Here is a 17,973-nt window from a genome sequence, read left to right as displayed (position 1 = left end):
GCTTCAAGCGCCGGTTGAGGGTTCCCGCGAGCAGTGCGGAAATGTCGCCCGCGGCGCCGTGCGACGACATCTGCGCACTTCTCGAATAGCCTGCCGAGCGTGACGTCCTCACTCGAACTCACGGCCCGCGGCCATTGGCTCAACGCCTGGTTCCTCTACGCGTTCGGCAGGCCTGTGGTCGTGATCGACGGCGACGAGCATTCCATTCGCTGGCGGCAGCCGGCGCGCATACCCCTGGCAGCAGGAAAGCACACGGTGTCGGTGGGATTCCGGTACGTCGGCACTCCGTGGCTGCTCGGCGTGCGCGAGCGCGGCTACGTCGTGCCGCAAGACGGCACCCTTCGCCTGTCCGCCATGAACGGCCCGCTCAACAGCGAGCCGTTCTACGTTGAGATCAGTGGTGTCGCGGCATTCGACCCCGCACCGAGACCTTCCGAAACTGCCGAATAGCCCGCGAGAACGCCCTGATGGAACGTCTCGGCGGCACGCGACACGGCAGGATCCGTGACGCGCGCTACGCGCTCAGCACGTCCAGAGCGTGCTGCAGGTCTTCCGGGTAGTCCGTCGTGAACTGCACCCACTCCCCCGTTCCCGGGTGCTCGAAGCCGAGCTGCACCGCGTGCAGCCACTGCCGAGACAGCCCGAGCCGCGCCGACAGCGTCGGGTCTGCGCCGTAGAGCGGGTCGCCCACGCACGGGTGCCGCTGCGCGGCCATGTGCACGCGGATCTGGTGGGTGCGCCCCGTCTCGAGATGGATCTCGAGCAGGCTCGCCGCCGGGAACGCCTCGATCGTCTCGTAGTGCGTGACCGAGGGCTTGCCGGCCGCGGTGACCGCGAATTTCCAGTCGGATTTCGGATGCCTGCCGATCGGCGCATCGATGGTGCCCGCCAGCGGGTCGGGGTGGCCCTGGACGACCGCGTGGTAGATCTTCTCGACGGTGCGGTCGTGGAACGCGCGCTTCAGCATCGTGTAGGCGTACTCGCTCTTCGCGACCACCATGAGCCCGGACGTGCCCGCGTCGAGGCGGTGCACGACTCCCTGCCGCTCGGCGGCCCCTGAGGTCGAGATGCGATAGCCGGCAGCGGCGAGGGCGCCGACGACGGTCGGCCCCTCCCAGCCCACCGACGGGTGCGCGGCGACGCCGGACGGCTTGTCGACCACGACCAGGTCGTCGTCGTCGTGCACGATGCGCAGCTCGGGAATGGGGATCGCTTCGACCACGGGGCCGCGCTTCTCCTCCCACGAGACCTCGAGCCACGAGCCCGCCGTCAGCCGGCCGCTCTTCCCGACCGGGCGCCCGTCGAGGAGCACGCCGCCTGCCTCGGCGACGTCGGCCGCGAACGACCGCGAGAAGCCGAGCAGCCGCGCGACCCCGGCGTCGACCCGACTGCCCTCGAGCCCGTCGGGGACGGAGTAGCTACGCGTCTCCATCGCGGGGCTCTTCTGCTTCGGCATCCGCTCGCACTGCCCTGCGACCGTCGAGCCCGACGCCCAGGATCGTGAGGATCAGGAACAGCGCCATCGCCGCGACGATCGCCGAGTCGGCGAGGTTGAAGATCGCCGGCAGCAGCGGGATCTTGATGAAGTCGATGACCTCGCCTTGCCCGAACCCAGGCGGCCGGAACAGTCGGTCGAACAGGTTGCCGAGCAGGCCGCCGAGCAGCAGGCCGAAGACGATCGCCCACCACACGGTGCGGATGCGACGCGCATACCAGATGACGAAGACGAGGACGGCGATCGCGATGATCGTGAAGATCCACGTCGAGCCGGTGCCGATCGAGAAGGCAGCACCCGGGTTGCGGGTGAACAGGAAAACGAGCAGGTTCCCCAGAACGGGAACCTGCTCGCCCTCCGTGAGATGCGCGAGCACCAGTGCCTTGGCCACCTGGTCGACGCCGAAGACGAAAACGGCGACGGCGGCGAGGACGACGATCGCGCGAACGCTGACCTTCGCGGCGGCGCTACGCTCCAAAGCCCTGGTAGCTCGGAGCCGAGCCGGTGTTCTGCGCGACAGGCGCCGAGCCGGTGTTCGTGGGGGCGGAGCCGCCTGCCTGGTCGAGGTCGCGCAGCTGGCCCTCGATGTAGCTCTTCAGCTTGGCCCGGTAGTCGCGCTCGAAGGTGCGCAGCTCGTCGATCTTGTTCTCGAGCGTGACGCGCTGCTGGTCGAGCACCGCGATCTGCTCCTTCTGCTTCGACTCGGCCTCTGCGACGAGGCGCGCGGCGGTCGCGTGGCCGTCGGCGATCAGCTCGTCGCGTTTGGCCTTGCCCTCTGCCACGTGCTCTTCGTGCAGGCGGCGCGCCAGCTGCAGCAGGTTGTTGGTGCTCTGCGTCTCGTCGACGGGCGACGGCGCGGCGACCGGCATCGCGGTGGTCGGCGTGCTCACCGCGGCCGGCACGGGGGCGACGACGGGAACAGGTGCGGGAACCGGCGCGGGGGCGGCAGACGCGCCACTGCGCTGCAGCTCGGCGACGCGCGAGTCGGCGGCGACCAGGCGCTGCTTCAGCTCGTCGTTCTCCTGGTTGAGGCGACGCAGCTCGACGACGACCTCGTCAAGGAAGTCATCGACCTCGTCCTGGTCGTAGCCCTCGCGGAACTTCGTCGGCTGAAACCGCTTGTTGACTACGTCTTCCGGAGTAAGCGCCATGGCTTTCCACCCTTAGCTTTCGAATCGGGAACGTCAGGGACGTGTTTGACCAAACTTAGCAAATCAGACGACCGCGAACAGGCCTGCGACATACATCAGGATCACAACGCACAACATCGTGATCGGCCACCCGAAGTCGAGCCCGATCTGCCCGAAGGACACCGGCGGCAGCAGGCGACGGAACAGCCGGATCGGCGGATCGGTGAGCGTGTAGACCACTTCGGCGGCGATGAGGCCCGCTCCACGAGGGCGCCAGCCGCGTCGCAGCGCACGCACGAGATCGAGGACGAAGCGCGCCCACATGGTCAGGAAGTAGATCAGCAGCAGGTAGTAGACGATGCTGGCGACGATTGCGAGGGCCACGCTAGAAGTATTGCGGACGCGTCAGGCCCGAAGCTGACTCACGCCTGGTTGAAGAACGACGAGTCGCCTTCGGCGCCTGCGGCCTTCTGCTCGCCCAGCACCGAGACGTGCTGCGGCGAGAGCAGGAAGACCTTGTTGGTGACGCGCTCGATCTTGCCGAGCAGACCCTGCGACAGGCCGCTCGCGAAGTCGATGAGGCGGCGCGCGTCGGCGTCGTTCATCTGCGACAGGTTGATGATCACCGGGATGCCGTCGCGGAACGCTTCGGCGATCGCCTGCGCGTCCCGGTACTGGCGCGGGTGGACCGTGAGGATCTCGTTCATCTCTGGAACCGCCTGCTGTGCTCGAACGGGGGTGTTCTTGCGGATCGGCACGACCGGCGCACGCTCGGGGCGCGGCTGGGGTGCCGGCGCGACGGGTGCCGCGGCCTGCTGCGGGGCGTGGTGGGAGACCGGCGCGCTCTCGCGCTGGTCTTCCTCGTACTCGAACTCCTCGTCCGCGAGACCGAGGTAGACCATGGTCTTCTTGAGCGGGTTGGCCATTTCGTCCTCCGTTGCCGTGCTTCGGTCCGCGCGTGCCGCCGACTGCGCCAGATTAACGCGCCGCGGGGCGTGAACCCGTGATTGCGGTCCCGATGCGAAGGTGTGTCGCGCCTTCCAGGATCGCGGCGCGGAAGTCGCCGGACATGCCCGCCGAGATGTCGCGCGCGTCCGGCGCGATGCGGCGGAGGCGGTCGGATGCCTGCCGTACACGCTCGAACGCCGCACGCGGCTCCTCCCCGAGGGGTGCGACGGCCATCACCCCGCGCACCCGCAGACCAGGGGTGGCGAGCGCGTGCTCTGCGAGCGCCTCGAGGGCGCCGGGTGCGACGCCGCCGCGCTCGGGGTCGTCGGTGAGGTTCAGCTGCAGGAACACGTCGACCACCTCGTCGGCCGGGTCGCCCTCGCGGCGGGCCAGAGCGTCGACGAGGGCCGCCCGGTCGACCGAGTGCACGATGTGCGAGTACCGCCTGACCTGCCGCGCCTTGTTCGACTGCAGCTGACCGATGAAGTGCCAGACGAGGTCGTCGAGATCGGCGAGAGCGGATGCCTTGGCCAGCGCCTCCTGGTGGCGGTTCTCGCCCACGTTCCGCACGCCGAGGGCGTGCAGCTCGCGGACGAGCCCTGCCGAGTGGAACTTGGTCACGACGATCGTCGTGAGCTCGCTCTCGTCGCGGCCGGCCGCGCGTGCGGCATCCGCGATCTCCGCTCGCACCGCGGCGAGCCGCTGCGCAAGCTCTGACACGGGCTCTACTTCACGAGCCCGGGCCGGGCAGGCCGAACTCTGCTCATTTCAAGAAATCCGGGATGTCGATGCCGTCGGCGTCATCGAAGTCGCGGTCGGCCGGCAGCGTCGGCGTCTCGGGCGCGGCGGTGGGCTCCCATGCGGCGACCGGCAGGTCCTCTGGCGCGAGTGCGGCGGTGTCCTCGCTGACGGCGGACTTCGGCGCCGGCGCCGTGCTGATCGCCTCGGCGCGGTGGGCGCCGGCGTCGAGCTTCTGGGCGGGCTCGCCGTTGTCGAAGCCGGCCGCGATCACGGTCACGCGCACCTCATCGCCGAGGGTGTCGTCGATGACGGTTCCGAAGATGATGTTCGCCTCGGGGTGCACGACCTCTTGCACGAGGCGGGCCGCGTCATTGATCTCGAAGATGCCGAGGTTGCTGCCGCCCTGGATCGACAGCAGCACGCCGCGCGCGCCCTCGATCGACGCCTCGAGCAGCGGGCTGGCCACCGCGAGCTCCGCCGCCTTGATGGCGCGATCGGCGCCGCGCGCGGAGCCGATGCCCATGAGCGCGGAGCCCGCGCCCTGCATGACCGACTTGACGTCGGCGAAGTCGAGGTTGATGAGCCCAGGGGTCGTGATCAGGTCCGTGATGCCCTGCACACCGGCGAGGAGCACCTGGTCGGCCGTGATGAACGCCTCCATCATCGAGATGCCGCGATCGCTGATCTCGAGCAGACGGTCATTGGGCACGACGATGAGGGTGTCGACCTCTTCCTTGAGGCGGGCGACACCTGCAGCGGCCGAGTCGGCGCGGCGCTTGCCCTCGAAGCTGAACGGCTTCGTGACGACGCCGATGGTGAGCGCGCCGATCGACTTCGCGATGCGCGCGATGACGGGAGCGCCACCGGTGCCGGTGCCGCCGCCCTCGCCCGCGGTGACGAAGACCATGTCGGCGCCCGCGAGCGCCTCCTCGATCTCCTCCGCGTGGTCCTCCGCAGCGCGGCGGCCCACCTCGGGGTCGGCGCCGGCGCCGAGCCCGCGGGTGATCTCGCGCCCGACGTCGAGCTTGACATCCGCATCGCTCATCAGCAGCGCCTGCGCGTCGGTGTTGATGGCGATGAACTCGACCCCGCGCAGGCCGAGCTCGATCATGCGGTTGACGGCGTTGACGCCGCCGCCGCCGATGCCGACCACCTTGATGACGGCGAGGTAGTTCTGGTTAGTGCTCACGCTCTGGCCTCCGCTGTGAACCTTCAACCTCAGGTAGAGGGTAAAAGTTATGCTCGGTATGCATTTCCTTCACCTGAGGGTAGGGCGCGGCCCCGAGAGCGGGCCGACCATCGCCGGTGTGTCGCTCGGATCAGCGGGTAATCGGTGCGCGCGGGCTCGACACGTCGTAGACGGATGCGCCTGCCGCACCCTTCAGCAGAGCCTGAAGATCGGCGGTCTTGAGGTCCATCTGGCCTGTGTCGCCCCAGACGACCTGCTTGCCGCCCGCCAGCGTCAGGGTCACGTTGTTCGCCCCCGTCGCGCTCGCCCCGGTCACGGTGGTGCGCACGGCCGCGGGCAGCGCGGCGATGACGGCGGCGGCGGCCGCGAATCCGGCGGAGTCCTGCGGCTCCTGGCCGGCCGGAACCGTGACGACGGGCAGGCCGGCTTGAGGCGTCGCACCGGCCGACAGCACGACGCCGGCCTGGTCGACGACCTCGTAGCTCGACCCCTGCTTCACGACCGCGAGCGGCGTGCGCTCGGTGATGCGCACGACGAGGGTCGACGGCGGCTCAAGCTGCGTCGAGTAGGACTCGATGAGACGGAAGTCGTCGAGGGCGTGCCGCACGTCGGCCGACTTCACGAGCGGCAGCGGCGTGCCGAGCTCGCCGCGCAGCGCCTGCTGCACATCGGACGCAGCGACATTGTGCGTGCCGACGACCTCGATGTGCCGCAGCGCCATCACGGGCGAATAGGCGGTCACCACCGCCCCACCGAGCACGAGCACGACGAATCCGGCGATGCCGAACTGCAGCTGGCGTCGCCGCCTGGTGCGCGCCGTGAACCGGCGAGCCTCGCCGCGCTCGACCTTGCGCCGTGCGGCGACGGCGCGGCGCACCTCACGCCACGAGCCGAGGCCCGAGGAGCGGCCCTGCGTGGCATCCGGCTCGCCCTTCTCACCCTGCTTCTCGGGTCGGGCCGGCGTCTCGATCCGCGGGGTCAGGTCGACGGGGCGGGCGGGCTCGGCAGCGCGCCGGGGCTCTGCATCCGGCTCGCGCGTGGCGGTGGATGCCTGTGGCGGCTGTGGCGCCCGCTGCACGGGCCCGCTCGGCCGGCGCATCCGCTCAGCCCTCGCCGGGGTGCGCCGTCTCGAGCGCGTCGAGCAGCTGGGGCACGATCAGGTTCACGTTGCCGCAGCCGAGCGTGATGACGAAGTCGCCTGCGCGGGCGAAGCCCGCGGTGAAGTCGGCCGCCTGCTGCCAGTCGGCGATGAACTCGACCTTCGACGGGTCGTGGAAGCGGCCGGAGACGAGCGCACCGGTGACGCCGGGCACCGGGTCCTCGCGGGCGCCGAACACGTCGAGCACGACGGTCTCGTCTGCGTACTGCTCGAGGGTGTCTGCGAACTCCTGCGCGAGCCGCTGCGTGCGGCTGTAGGTGTGCGGCTGGTGCACGGCGATGAGCCGGCCGGAGCCCACGACCGTGCGGGCGGCCTCGAGCACGGCCTTCACCTCCGCAGGGTGGTGGGCGTAGTCGTCATAGACGCTCACTCCCCCGACGGTGCCGTGCAGCTCGAAGCGGCGGTGCACGCCGCCGTACGAGGCGAGACCGGCGGCCGCGTCCTCCGGGGAGACGCCGAGGTGCGTGAGAACCGCGAACGCGCCCGCCGCGTTGTGCGCCAGATGCCGGCCGGGCACCGTGAGCCGCACGGGGTACGCCGCGCCGCGCCACTCGATGGTGAAGGCGACCGGGCCGTTCGTCGTGATCGAGGTCACCCGCACGTCGGCGCCCTCGCTCTCACCGAACGTGACGACGTGCTGATGCGCGATGCGGGGTGCGACCGCCCGGGCGCCCGCGTCATCGGCCGAGATCACGACGAGCTCCCGCGCGTCGTCGGCGAAGCGCACGAAGGCGTCCTCGACGGCGGCGTAGGAGCCGTAGTGATCGAGGTGATCGTCGTCGATGTTGAGGATCAGGGCGACCGCGGTGTCGTAGAGCAGGAACGAACCGTCCGACTCATCCGCCTCGATCACGAACAGGTCGGAGTCACCGTGCCGCGCGCTCGTCTCGAGCCCTTCGATGACGGCGCCGTTCACGAAGCTCGGGTCGGCGCCCGCGGCGAGCAGCGCGGTCGAGATCATGCCGGTGGTGCCCGACTTCCCGTGCGCGCCGGCGATCGCGACGAGGCGCGAGCCGCGGGCGAGCCACGCCAGCGCCTGCGAGCGATGCAGCACGGGGACGCCGTGCGCGAGCGCGTACTGGTACTCAGGGTTGTCCTGCCAGAGCGCCCCGGTGACGACCAGCGTGTCCGCGTCGCCGACGTTGGCGGCGTCATGGCCGATGTGCACGGTCGCGCCGAGCTCCTCGAGGGAGTGCGTGTACTCGCTCTCCGCGCGGTCGGAGCCCGTGACCGGGATGCCTGCCGCGAGGAAGAGCCGCGCGATGCCGTTCATTCCCGAGCCCCCGATGCCCACGAAATGCGCCTTTCCGATGGTCTCGGGCAGTGGCATCGACAGATCGGGCTTGATCACGGGTTCCAGTATCTCCTTGGTGTGCTGACGGTCGGGTTCAGGCGCCGCGCGCCTGAATGATGAGGGTCACGAGGCGATCAGCACCATCGGTGACGCCGACGGATGCCGCAGCCGCCGCCATCTCGAGCAGGCGGGTTTCGTCGCGCAGAAGCGGCAGCAGGTTCGTCTTGACCCACTGGGGCGTGAATGCGCTGTCCTCGACGGTGATCCCCCCGCCGGAGCTCACGACGTCGGCGACGTTGAAGCGCTGCTCGCCGTTGCCGACGGGGTAGGGCACGTACACGGCGGGCAGGCCGAGCGTCGTGAGCTCGCTGACCATGCCGGAACCGGCGCGGCTGACCACCGCATCGGCGGCCGCCAGGGCCTGATCCATATCGTCGACGTAGTCGACGAGGTGGTATCCGGGCAGCCCCGGATCCGTGAACTCGTGCGCGCCGCCCTGAATGTGGAGCACCTGGTAGCCGCGGTCGAGCACTCCTTGCGCGGCAGCGAGCATGGTGCGGTTGATGGTCCGCGCCCCCGTCGAGCCGCCGGTGACGAGCAGCACGGGGCGGTCGTCGAGACCGAAGCGGGCGCGGGCGCCTGCGCGCGCGGCGACCCGGTCGAGCTTCTCGATCTCGACGCGTAGCGGCATTCCGACGAAGACCGCGTGCGGCAGCGGTGTGCCGCGGAACGCGACGCCGACGTGCTTCGTGAGACGCGAGCCCAGCCTGCTCGCGAGCCCCGGTTTGGCGTTGGCCTCGTGCAGCACGAGCGGCGTCTTCGTGCGGCGGGCGGCGAGGTAGGCGGGCGCGGCCGCATAGCCGCCGAAGCCGACGACGACGTCGATGCGGCGATCGGTGATGAGCTTCTCGATCTGCCGGACGGCGCCCCACCAGCGCCCGGGGAACCGCAGGGCAGCGGCGCTCGGACGCCGCGGGAACGGCAGCCTCGGGATGGTCACGAGCTCATAGCCGCGCTGCGGCACGAGTCGCGCCTCGAGGCCCTCTGCCGTGCCGAGCACCAGCACCTCGGCATCCGCATCGCGCACTCGCAGTCGATCTGCGGTCGCGAGCAGCGGATTCACATGGCCGGCGGTGCCCCCGCCTGCGAGCAGATACCTCACTGCTTAACGGTAGCCCGGGCCGGCTGCCCCTCCGCCCGGGCGAACGAGAGCACGATGCCGAGCGCGGCGAGCGTGGAGATGAGCGCGGTGCCACCGGAGGAGATGAGGGGAAGCGGCACGCCGAGCACGGGGAACAGGCCGACCACGACGGCGATGTTGATGACCGCCTGGCCGATGATCCAGACCAGCACTCCGCCGGTGACGGCGCGGGCGAACACGGTCTTCGCCGACCGGATGATGCGCAGCAGAACGAACGCGAGCGCCACGAACAGGAGCAGCACGAGCACCGCGCCGATCAGTCCGAGCTCCTCGGCGGTGATCGAGAAGATGAAGTCGGTGGACGAGGCGGGCAGCCAGTTCCACTTCGACTGGGAGTTGCCGAGTCCGACGCCGAAGACACCGCCGTTCGCCATGCCCCACTGGCCCTGCAGCACCTGGTAGCCGTCGCCGTTCGGGTCGGCGGCCTCGGGGTGCAGGAACGCCATGATGCGGTGCGTGCGGTTCGCCGACGAGAACGCGAGCACGAAGGCGGCGCCGCCCGCCGCGACGCCCGTGACCAGCAGCTGCCAGAGCGGCACCCCTGCGAAGAACAGCGCGCCGATCAGCATCAAGCCCACGATCATCGTGGTGCCGAGGTCGTTGCCCTTCATGATGAGGAACAGCGGGACGATGCTGATCAGCAGGGCGGGCACGAGCGCCTGCCCGAACTTCCTGAGGCGCGTCTCCTTCCGGGTGAGGAACATGCCGAGCCACAGCACGAGCGCGATCTTGATGAGCTCGGACGGCTGGAACAGGATCGGCCCGATCTTCAGCCAGTTGGTGTTGTTGTTGATGCCGTAGCCGAGGGGCGTGAACACGACCAGCACCTGCAGCAGGGACGCGCCGAGCAGTGCGAGCCAGGCCGTGCGCTGCCAGAACTTCTGTGGGATGCGCGAGACGACGAGCATGATCGGCACGCCGATGATCGCGTACAGCCCCTGGTTCATGAACTTCGCGAAGAAGCTCGACCCGTCGGCATGCGACGACACGTACGACGACGACAGCACCATCAGCAGACCGAACGCGACCATAAAGAGCGTCAGGCCGAGCAGCAGGAAGTAGTTGGCCGACTCGGCCTCGAAGGCGCGTCCGAGCGAGATGCGCGCGGAGTGCATGGCGCCGCCCGCGCGGCCGCCTGCGGCGAACCGCGGCGCGTTGCTCCGATCGGCCTGCGTGGTCACGTGGACATCCTCACAAACGGATGCCGCGCGCCCACGACCGGCACGCCGAACGGCCTACTGCAAGTCGCCTGAGAGGTGCGCGCGCACCGCCGCGGCGAAGCGGTTGCCACGATCGGCATAGTCGGTGAACTGGTCCATCGACGCGGCCGCGGGGGCGAGCAGAACGGTGTCGCCGTCCTGGGCGACGGATGCCGCGAACCGCACGGCCGTCGCCATGACCTCGGGGTCGGCGCCGTCGACCTCGAAGACCGGCAGCTCGGGCGCATGTCTGCCGAGCGCCTCGCGCAGCTCGCCGCGCTCTGCGCCGATCAGCACCGCGGCGCGCAGCCGCGCGACGTGCTTCGAGACGAGCTCGTCGACGCCCGCGCCCTTGAGGAGTCCGCCCGCTACCCACACCACCGAGGGGAAGGCCTTCAGCGAGGCATCCGCCGCGTGCGGGTTCGTGGCCTTCGAGTCGTCGACCCAGACCACCCCGCCGGCGGCCGCGACCGTCTCGATGCGGTGCGCGTCGAGGCGGAACGTCTTCAGCACTTCGTGGATGACGCCGGTCTCGACGCCGAACGAGCGCGCGAGAGCTGCGGCGGCGAGGATGTTCGCGACGATGTGCGGGGCGTTCAGCCCGGCCTCCGCCAGCTCGTCGATCGTCGTCAGCTCGAGCGCCGTGTGGTGCCGCTCGTCGAGGAACGCGCGGTCGACGACGATGCCCTCGATCACGCCGAAGTCGCTGGGGCCCGGCACGCCGAGACCGAAGCCGATGGCCCGAGCGCCGTCTTCCACCTCGGCATCCTCGACCATCTCGATGGTCGCCTCGTCTGCCTTGTTGTAGACGCACGCGACCTTCGTGTTCGCGTACACCTTGGCCTTCGCGGCGCGGTACGCGTCGAACGAGCCGTGCCACTCGAGGTGGTCCTCGGCGATGTTGAGGCACACGCTCGCGAAGGGGTGCAGCTCGCCGGCCGGCCCGTTCTCGTTGATGCGGTGCAGCTGGTGGCTCGACAGCTCGATGACGAGCACGTCGAAGCCCTGCGGGTCGCGGACCGCGTCGAGCACGGGGACGCCGATGTTGCCTGCCGGCGCAGCGCGCAACCCGGCCGCTTTGAGGAAGGTCGCGGTCAGCTGCGTCGTCGTGGTCTTGCCGTTGGTGCCGGTGATCGTGATCCACTCTGCGGGCGTGCCGTCGGCGCGCACGACCTTGTCGCGCAGTCGCCAGGCGAGCTCGATGTCACCCCAGACGGGCAGGCCCGCATCCCCCTCGGCCCAGCGCAGGATCGGGTGCGACGGCGGAAATCCAGGGTTCGCGACGACGAGCTGCGGGTCGAACTCGAGCAGCCGCGCGGGCGGCGCATCGAGCGCCTCGTCGACCACGAGCTCCGCGCCGATCACCTCGAGCAGCCGCGCTCGCTCGGCGTCGGCCTGCTGCGTGACGACGAGCACCTCGCTGCCCAGCTCGACCAGCGTGTCCGCCACGGAGAAGCCGGTCTTGCCCAGGCCGAACACGGCGACGCGCACGCCCTTCCAGGCATCCGTATGCCACGAATTCAGCGCCTCGAAATCGACGCCGCCCGCGTGCCTGCCGGTCACACGCCCGCCTTGCTCAGCCACTCGAGGTAGAAGGTGCCGACGCCGGCCGCGACGAGAAGGCCCGCGATGATCCAGAAGCGCACGACGACCGTCACCTCCGCCCAGCCCTTCAGCTCGAAGTGGTGGTGAATCGGGCTCATGCGGAAGATGCGCTTGCCGTGCGTGACCTTGAAGTACGCGCGCTGGATGATCACCGACCCCGCCTCGATGACGAACAGGCCGCCGATCAGCACGAGCAGCAGCTCGGTGTGGGTGAGCACCGCGAGCGCGGTCAGCGCGCCGCCGAGGCCGAGCGAGCCGGTGTCGCCGAGGAAGATCTGGGCGGGGCTCGTGTTCCACCACAGGAAGCCGACCAGGGCGCCCGTGATCGCGGCGGCGACGACGCCGAGCGACAGCGGGTCGTTCGTCGTGTAGCACGCCCCGAGGTTCGCCTGGGGGGTCGAGGCGCTGAAGCAGGACTGGTTGAACTGCCAGAAGCCGATGAAGATGTACGAGCCGATCGCGAGGATCGAGGCGCCCGGCGCCAGCCCGTCGAGCCCGTCGGTGACGTTCACGCCGTTGGTGGTCGCGCTCGCGAGCAGGTTGATCCAGATCAGGTACAGGATGATCGCGATCGCCGGCACAGCCGTCGCGATGCGGCCGATGTCGAGCGCGGACACGTCGCGCACCGTCGAGATGCCGAGGGATGCCGGTGTGTAGCCCTCGCGGTTCGGGAACTGGATCGCGAGGATCGCGAACAGCGTCGCCACGACGACCTGCCCCGCGATCTTCGCCCAGCCGCCGAGGCCCAGGCTGCGCTGGTTGCGCACCTTGAGGAAGTCGTCGATGAAGCCGACGACGCCCATCCCGACGAGCATCAGCAGCACAAGCAGCGACGACGGTGTGACGCCGTCACCGCCGTACATGAGCGCCGCGACGAAGAACCCGAACAGCGTCGCGAGGATGATGACGATGCCGCCCATGGTCGCGGTGCCGCGCTTGGCGTGGTGCGACTGGGGGCCGTCGTCGCGGATGAACTGGCCGAGCTGCAGCCGGTGGAACAGCCGCACGAACAGCGGCGTGAGGAAGAGGGAGAAGGCCAGGGCGAGTCCGCCTGCGGTCAGAAGAGTCCTCACGCGAACGATTCTCCCAGCCGGTCGCCCAGGAAGCGCAACCCGGCCACCTTCGAGCTCTTCACGAGGATCGTGTCGTTCGGCTGCGCCAGTGCGCGCACGAGCTCGAACGCCTCGTCGACGGTGTCGACGTACTGCGACTCGTCGGAGAAGAACGTGCCCTCGCGCATCGCCGAGACATGTACCCGGCGGGCGCCGTCGCCCACCACCACCAGCCGGTCGATGCCGAGCACGACGACGTCGAGGCCGACCCTGTCGTGCTCCTCCCCCGCGAACTCGCCGAGCTCGGCCATCTCGCCGACGACGGCGATCGTGCGGCCGCCCGGGCGCTTCAGCTTCGCGAGCGTGCGCAGCGCGGCCGCCATCGAGTCGGGGCTCGCGTTGTACGCGTCGTTGATGACGGTGATGCCGTCGCGGCCCCCGAGGACCTCCATGCGCCAGCGCTCGGCGCGAGTCACCGCCTCGAGGCCGGCGACGATGTCGTCGATTCCGACGCCCAGGGCGTGCGCGGAGGCGGCGGCGGCCAGCGCGTTCATCACGTGGTGCTCGCCCAGCACCTTGAAGGCGACGGATGCCCGGGCGCCCGGCAGCACGAGCGTGAACCTGGTGCCGTCCGCGCTCAGCTCGATGTCGCGCGCCGTGACCTGGGCGCCCTGCGACAGACCGAACCAGAGCACCTCTCCTGCGGTCGTGTGCTCGGCCATGGCCGCGACGCGGCGGTCGTCGATGTTGAGCACAGCCACGCCGTCGGCCGGCAGGTGGGTGACCAGCGCGGCCTTCTCGCGCGCGACGCCCTCGATGCCGCCGTAGCCGCCGGCGTGCGCGAGGCCGACCTTGAGCTCGACGCCGAGGTCGGGCTTCGCGAGCCCCGCGAGCCACGTGATGGCGCCCGGTGCGTAGAGGCCCATCTCCGAGACGAGGAAGCGCGTCGCATCCGTCACCCGCAGCATCGTGAGCGGGGCGCCGACCTCGTTGTTGAACGACTCCTTCGGGGCGACCGTCTCGCCGATGCGCCCCAGGATGCTCGCGAGCAGGTTCTTGGTCGTCGTCTTGCCGTTCGAGCCGGTGATGCCCACGACCCGCAGGGCGCCCTTCGCGTGCACCCGCGCGACGACCTCGCCGGCCAGCTCGCCGAGTGCTGTGACGACCTCGGCGACCACGATCTGCGGCACGGATGCCAGCTCGGGAAGCTCATGCTCGACGACGAGCACTGCTGCACCGTTCTCGGCCGCAGCCGGCGCGAACAGGTGGCCGTCGGTCGCCTCCCCCGGCTTGGCGAAGAAGATGCCACCGGGCACCACTTCGCGAGAGTCGGTGTACGCCAGGCCGGTGACGGCCTGCGAGGCATCCGCCCCGCTGTCGCCGAGGTGAAGGGTCCCGGAGACCGCCGCGGCGATCTCGGTGAGGGTGAGTTCGATCATGCAGGTATCAGCCTTTTTCCGGGCTAGTTCGGGTAGTACGGCGGCAGCATTGTCGGCGCGCTGTCTGACGGGCTGACGCGGTACGTCTTCAGTACCTGGCTCATCACGGTATGGAACAGCGGTGCGGCCGCATCCGACATCCTATGGTTCGCCGGGAAGCCGATGTTCACGGAGACGAGGTACTGGGGGTCGTCGACGGGGGCCACGCCCATGACCGAGATGTAGAAGTCGCTCTGGTAGCCGCCGTGCCCGTCGGGCTCCTGCGCGGTTCCCGTCTTGGCCGCGATGCGGTAGCCGGGGGTCTTGAGCGCCGCCGAGTTCGAGCCCTGCTGCACGACGGACTCGAGCATGTCGAGCACCGTGGTCGAGGTCGACTGCTTGACCACCCGGGTCTGCGTCTTCTGCGGCACGTCGGTCAGCGTGCCGTCGGACTGCTTGCACCCCTTCACGAGTGACAGCGGCACCATCACGCCGCCGTTCGCGAGCGCCTGATAGGCCTGCAGCATCTGCGCCTGCGTAGCGGAGACGCCCTGGCCGAACGTCGTCGTGTACTTGGTCTGGTCGTCCCACTGGCTCGGCCTCGTCAGGATGCCGCTCGCCTGCGCAGGGAACGGGACGTCGGTCGGCGTGCCGATGCCGAACTTCTTGTAGTAGTCGTAGCGCGTCTGGTCCGACATGCCCGCGCTCAGCTTCGCGATGCCGACGTTCGACGAGTTCATCAGGATGCCGGTGAGGGTCATGTCCTCGGTGGGGTGGTACTCGGCGTCGCCGAAGCTCACACCGTGCGGCGCCGTGAACTTGTCCGGCGTCAGCACGTGTGAGGCGGGGGTCGCATAGCCGGTGTCGATCATGGCCGCGGCGGTGAGCGCCTTGAAGATCGACCCCGGCTCGTACTGGTTCGAGAACATCATCGCCGTGCTGCGGTAGGCGGCGGGGACCGAGTCGATGTTGTTCGGGTCGACGGACGGGAACTGCGCGGCCGCCTTGATCTCACCCGTCTTGATGTCGACGACGGTCGCCTGCCCGAACTGCGCACCGAGGCCGGGCACGGTCGTCGCGAGGTTCTGGTTCAGGAACCAGGTGAGGTCGGGGTCGAGCGTCGTCTCGAGCGTGCCGCCCTGCTTCGCCGCCTTCGTCACCTTGGTGCTGCCGGGCAGTGCCACACCGTCTCGGCTCGCCTGGTAGGTCTCTTCGCCGTTGTCGCCGACGAGACACTTCTGGTACTGCTGCTCGAGGCCCTCCGAGCCCAGCCCCGCCGAGTTCACATAGCCGACGATGTTGCCGCCGACCGCGCCGTCGGGGTAGGTGCGCGCAGGGTGGCTGACCGCGGTCAGCCACGGGATCTTGAGCGCCTCGATCTTGTCGAACGTCGGGACGTCGGCGTTGCTGATCAACGGCGCGTACTGCGACTTCGCGTTCGCGGTGAGCGCGTTCTGGAAGTCGGCGACGAACGTCGCGACCGGTGTGCCGGTGATCGTCGAGAGCTTGGCCAGCACGGGGTCCGCGGCGAGCTTGGCGAGGGCCTGGCCCTGGGGAAGCGCCTGCCCCTTGGCATCCGTGTACGCGCTGAGCGCATTGACGGGCGAGGCGATGAAGTCGTAGCGCAGCACGCTGCCCGCGAGCACCGTGCCGTCGTCGCCGACGATGTCGCCGCGCGCGCCGTACAGGGTGATCGCCGTTCCGCGCCGCTCCGCCGCCTGCGCGGTGAGCGCGCTCGCATGCACGACCTGGATGTCGAACAGCTTGTACACGAGGCTCGCGACGAGGGCGAGGACGATGAGGAGCGCGATGGAGGTGCGCCGACGTGTCGACTTCTTCGCCTTCACGTACGTCCCCCTCAGTGTGTGCTGGGCGCCGGCAGCGGCCCGCTCCACGCTACGGGGCCGTCCTGCTGGGGGTTGACATTCGCCGCCGGTGTGCCGCTGTCGGTTTCCTGGGAGCCGGGCTGCGCGACGGGTGCGGATGCCTGGTCGGTCGCGACCTGCGAGGGCTTCGGCCCCGTGGTGGCCGTCACCAGCGGCACGCCCGCGATGAGCGAGTTCGGCACCAGGGGGTCGCCGGCCGCGGTCGGCTGGCCACCCGCGGCGGTCGGCGAGCCGACCACTGTGCCGTTCGACAGGCGCAGGTAGACGGGCGAGCCGTTGGCGACCATTCCGAGCGCGTCGGCGTTCGCCGCGAGGTTCTGCGGGCTCGCCAGCTTGTCGACCGCCTCCGACGACGCCTGGCTGTCCCGCCCGAGCTGCTTCTGCTGCTGCTGGAGGGAGTTCAACTGGTACGCGCCGTTCGAGACGCCGATGCTCAACGCGAGCTGGGCGACCACGATCAGGACGAGCGCGCCGACGGCGATGGCCGCGTACAGCAGCTTGGGCCGCTGCCTGCGCCCGACGGGCGCGTCGACGGGCGCGAGCAGCCCCTGCCTGCGCTCCTCGCGGCTCGGCAGCGGCAGCTGGGACACCCAGGGGTGCTCCTCGAGGACTGCTGTGTTCCCACGTGCGCTCATGACGCCCCCCTCACGTTCTCTCTGACTCTCTCGACGGCGCGCAGCCGTACCGGCGCGCTGCGCGGGTTCCGTTCCTTCTCGTCGTCGCCGGCGAGCTCTGCACCGCGGGTCAGCAGTCTGAGCTCCGGTCGGTGCTCAGGCAGCTCCACCGGCAGTCCCACAGGCGCGGTCGATCGTGACCGCGCCTGGAAGACGCGCTTGACGATGCGGTCCTCGAGCGACTGGTACGACATCACGACGAGTCGCCCACCGACGTTCAGGGCGTCGACCGCGCGCGGGATCGCCCGCTCGAGCACCGCGAGCTCCTGGTTGACCTCGATGCGCAGCGCCTGGAAGACGCGTTTGGCCGGGTGCCCCTGCTTGCTGATCGCGGCAGGCGTCGCGGCCTGCAGCACGTCGACCAGCTGCATGGTGCGGGTGATCGGATGCTGCGCCCTCGCCTTCACGATGAACGACGCGTACCGCTGTGCGAGCTTCTCCTCGCCGTAGTCGCGGAAGATGCGCCGCAGCTCGGCCTCCGGGTACTCGGCGACGATGCGCTCCGCGGTGAGCTCCGCCGTCGTGTCCATCCGCATGTCGAGAGGCGCGTCCTTGGAGTACGAGAAGCCTCGCTCTGGCAGGTCGAGCTGCATCGAGCTGACGCCGAGGTCGTAGAGCGCCCCGTCGATCGCGTCGTAGCCGAGCTCGGCGATCGCGGAGTCGATGCCGTCGTAGGTCGTGTGCACGGGCCGGAAGCGCTCGCCGAAACGCGCGAGCCGCTCCCCCGCGAGCCGCAGCGCCTCAGGGTCGCGGTCGAGGCCGATGAGCGTCAGCTCGGGGAATCGCTCGAGCATCGCCTCGGAGTGGCCGCCGAGGCCGAGCGTGCCGTCGACGAGGACGGCGCCCGGCCGGCCGATCGCGGGGGCGAGCAGCTCGAGGCAGCGCTCGAGCATGACGGGGATGTGCAGCTGGGAGGCATCCATCGTGCGAATCGGCCCTGGCCGCCTGCCGTGATCCCCATCCATCCTGACGTGCCCGCGGG

At 69.9% G+C, this 17,973-nt stretch carries 18 protein-coding genes; 1 reads left to right on the top strand and 17 read right to left on the bottom strand.

Annotated features, from left to right (window positions below; all coding sequences use genetic code 11):
* Positions 1-99: 99 nt before the first annotated feature.
* The gene (locus tag D7I44_RS15340) at positions 100-450 is read left to right on the top strand and encodes a hypothetical protein (protein ID WP_120790291.1); all 351 of its coding nucleotides are present in this window, start codon (positions 100-102) and stop codon (positions 448-450) included.
* Positions 451-514: 64 nt separating this feature from the next.
* Here the strand turns inward: D7I44_RS15340 and D7I44_RS15335 are convergent, their stop codons facing one another.
* The 17 genes from D7I44_RS15335 to rsmH all read right to left on the bottom strand — a co-directional run bounded on the left by D7I44_RS15335 (position 515) and on the right by rsmH (position 17,914).
* Positions 515-1,432, bottom strand: a complete 918-nt coding sequence (locus D7I44_RS15335; protein WP_120790290.1) for an RluA family pseudouridine synthase — start codon at positions 1,430-1,432, stop codon at positions 515-517.
* The gene (lspA, locus tag D7I44_RS15330) at positions 1,419-1,973 is read right to left on the bottom strand and encodes a signal peptidase II (RefSeq protein ID WP_245979728.1); all 555 of its coding nucleotides are present in this window, start codon (positions 1,971-1,973) and stop codon (positions 1,419-1,421) included. The genes D7I44_RS15335 and lspA overlap by 14 nt, the downstream gene beginning before the upstream one ends.
* Positions 1,963-2,646 carry a DivIVA domain-containing protein gene (locus tag D7I44_RS15325; protein ID WP_120790289.1) on the bottom strand — a complete coding sequence of 228 codons (684 nt, stop codon included), beginning with the start codon at positions 2,644-2,646 and terminating at the stop codon, positions 1,963-1,965. Before D7I44_RS15325 ends, lspA begins: the two co-directional genes overlap by 11 nt.
* A gap of 63 nt (positions 2,647-2,709) precedes the next feature.
* Positions 2,710-3,009 carry a YggT family protein gene (locus D7I44_RS15320; protein WP_245979722.1) on the bottom strand — a complete coding sequence of 100 codons (300 nt, stop codon included), beginning with the start codon at positions 3,007-3,009 and terminating at the stop codon, positions 2,710-2,712.
* Positions 3,010-3,047: 38 nt separating this feature from the next.
* Positions 3,048-3,551, bottom strand: coding sequence for a cell division protein SepF (locus tag D7I44_RS15315; protein WP_120790288.1), 504 nt, complete (start codon positions 3,549-3,551; stop codon positions 3,048-3,050).
* Positions 3,552-3,603: 52 nt separating this feature from the next.
* A complete protein-coding gene (locus D7I44_RS15310; RefSeq protein WP_120790287.1) occupies positions 3,604-4,293 on the bottom strand; it encodes a YggS family pyridoxal phosphate-dependent enzyme in 690 nt (229 codons plus the stop codon).
* A 43-nt stretch (positions 4,294-4,336) separates the two neighbouring features.
* Entirely contained in the window at positions 4,337-5,503 is a 1,167-nt protein-coding gene (gene ftsZ / locus D7I44_RS15305) for a cell division protein FtsZ (RefSeq protein WP_120790286.1), read from the bottom strand.
* Between the two features lie 130 nt (positions 5,504-5,633).
* Positions 5,634-6,602, bottom strand: a complete 969-nt coding sequence (locus D7I44_RS15300; RefSeq protein ID WP_120790285.1) for a cell division protein FtsQ/DivIB — start codon at positions 6,600-6,602, stop codon at positions 5,634-5,636.
* A gap of 4 nt (positions 6,603-6,606) precedes the next feature.
* Positions 6,607-8,013, bottom strand: coding sequence for a UDP-N-acetylmuramate--L-alanine ligase (murC, locus tag D7I44_RS15295; RefSeq protein ID WP_162940318.1), 1,407 nt, complete (start codon positions 8,011-8,013; stop codon positions 6,607-6,609).
* A 37-nt stretch (positions 8,014-8,050) separates the two neighbouring features.
* On the bottom strand, positions 8,051-9,118 hold the full coding sequence (locus D7I44_RS15290) for a UDP-N-acetylglucosamine--N-acetylmuramyl-(pentapeptide) pyrophosphoryl-undecaprenol N-acetylglucosamine transferase (RefSeq protein ID WP_120790284.1): 1,068 nt from the start codon (positions 9,116-9,118) through the stop codon (positions 8,051-8,053).
* Positions 9,115-10,338: a putative lipid II flippase FtsW gene (ftsW, locus tag D7I44_RS15285; protein WP_120790283.1), complete on the bottom strand. Its 1,224-nt coding sequence runs from the start codon at positions 10,336-10,338 to the stop codon at positions 9,115-9,117. The genes D7I44_RS15290 and ftsW overlap by 4 nt, the downstream gene beginning before the upstream one ends.
* Before the next feature lie 54 nt (positions 10,339-10,392).
* On the bottom strand, positions 10,393-11,919 hold the full coding sequence (gene murD, locus D7I44_RS15280; RefSeq protein ID WP_120790282.1) for a UDP-N-acetylmuramoyl-L-alanine--D-glutamate ligase: 1,527 nt from the start codon (positions 11,917-11,919) through the stop codon (positions 10,393-10,395).
* Positions 11,916-13,034 (bottom strand): phospho-N-acetylmuramoyl-pentapeptide-transferase, encoded by a 1,119-nt coding sequence (mraY, locus tag D7I44_RS15275; protein WP_120790281.1) that lies wholly within the window; start codon positions 13,032-13,034, stop codon positions 11,916-11,918. Before mraY ends, murD begins: the two co-directional genes overlap by 4 nt.
* Entirely contained in the window at positions 13,031-14,452 is a 1,422-nt protein-coding gene (locus tag D7I44_RS15270) for a UDP-N-acetylmuramoyl-tripeptide--D-alanyl-D-alanine ligase (RefSeq protein WP_120790280.1), read from the bottom strand. The genes mraY and D7I44_RS15270 overlap by 4 nt, the downstream gene beginning before the upstream one ends.
* A gap of 23 nt (positions 14,453-14,475) precedes the next feature.
* Positions 14,476-16,278, bottom strand: coding sequence for a peptidoglycan D,D-transpeptidase FtsI family protein (locus tag D7I44_RS15265; protein WP_120790996.1), 1,803 nt, complete (start codon positions 16,276-16,278; stop codon positions 14,476-14,478).
* A gap of 11 nt (positions 16,279-16,289) precedes the next feature.
* Complete coding sequence (gene ftsL / locus D7I44_RS15260) at positions 16,290-16,952, bottom strand: cell division protein FtsL (protein WP_162940317.1); 663 nt, start codon at positions 16,950-16,952, stop codon at positions 16,290-16,292.
* Positions 16,949-17,914, bottom strand: coding sequence for a 16S rRNA (cytosine(1402)-N(4))-methyltransferase RsmH (gene rsmH / locus D7I44_RS15255; RefSeq protein WP_120790278.1), 966 nt, complete (start codon positions 17,912-17,914; stop codon positions 16,949-16,951). Before rsmH ends, ftsL begins: the two co-directional genes overlap by 4 nt.
* Positions 17,915-17,973 lie beyond the last annotated feature (59 nt).

Origin of the sequence: Gryllotalpicola protaetiae (assembly GCF_003627055.1) — a bacterium.
GTDB lineage: Bacteria > Actinomycetota > Actinomycetes > Actinomycetales > Microbacteriaceae > Gryllotalpicola > Gryllotalpicola protaetiae.
Note: the sequence above shows the minus strand (reverse complement) of the source record. Positions and strands in the feature narration are given on the sequence as shown.

Coding starts and splice junctions, on each gene's coding strand:
- D7I44_RS15270 (WP_120790280.1), bottom strand. CDS start 14,452: ATGATCGAACTCACCCTCACCGAGATCGCCGCGGCGGTCTCCGGGACC.
- D7I44_RS15315 (WP_120790288.1), bottom strand. CDS start 3,551: ATGGCCAACCCGCTCAAGAAGACCATGGTCTACCTCGGTCTCGCGGAC.
- ftsL (WP_162940317.1), bottom strand. CDS start 16,952: ATGAGCGCACGTGGGAACACAGCAGTCCTCGAGGAGCACCCCTGGGTG.
- D7I44_RS15300 (WP_120790285.1), bottom strand. CDS start 6,602: ATGCGCCGGCCGAGCGGGCCCGTGCAGCGGGCGCCACAGCCGCCACAG.
- D7I44_RS15325 (WP_120790289.1), bottom strand. CDS start 2,646: ATGGCGCTTACTCCGGAAGACGTAGTCAACAAGCGGTTTCAGCCGACG.
- D7I44_RS15335 (WP_120790290.1), bottom strand. CDS start 1,432: ATGGAGACGCGTAGCTACTCCGTCCCCGACGGGCTCGAGGGCAGTCGG.
- rsmH (WP_120790278.1), bottom strand. CDS start 17,914: ATGGATGCCTCCCAGCTGCACATCCCCGTCATGCTCGAGCGCTGCCTC.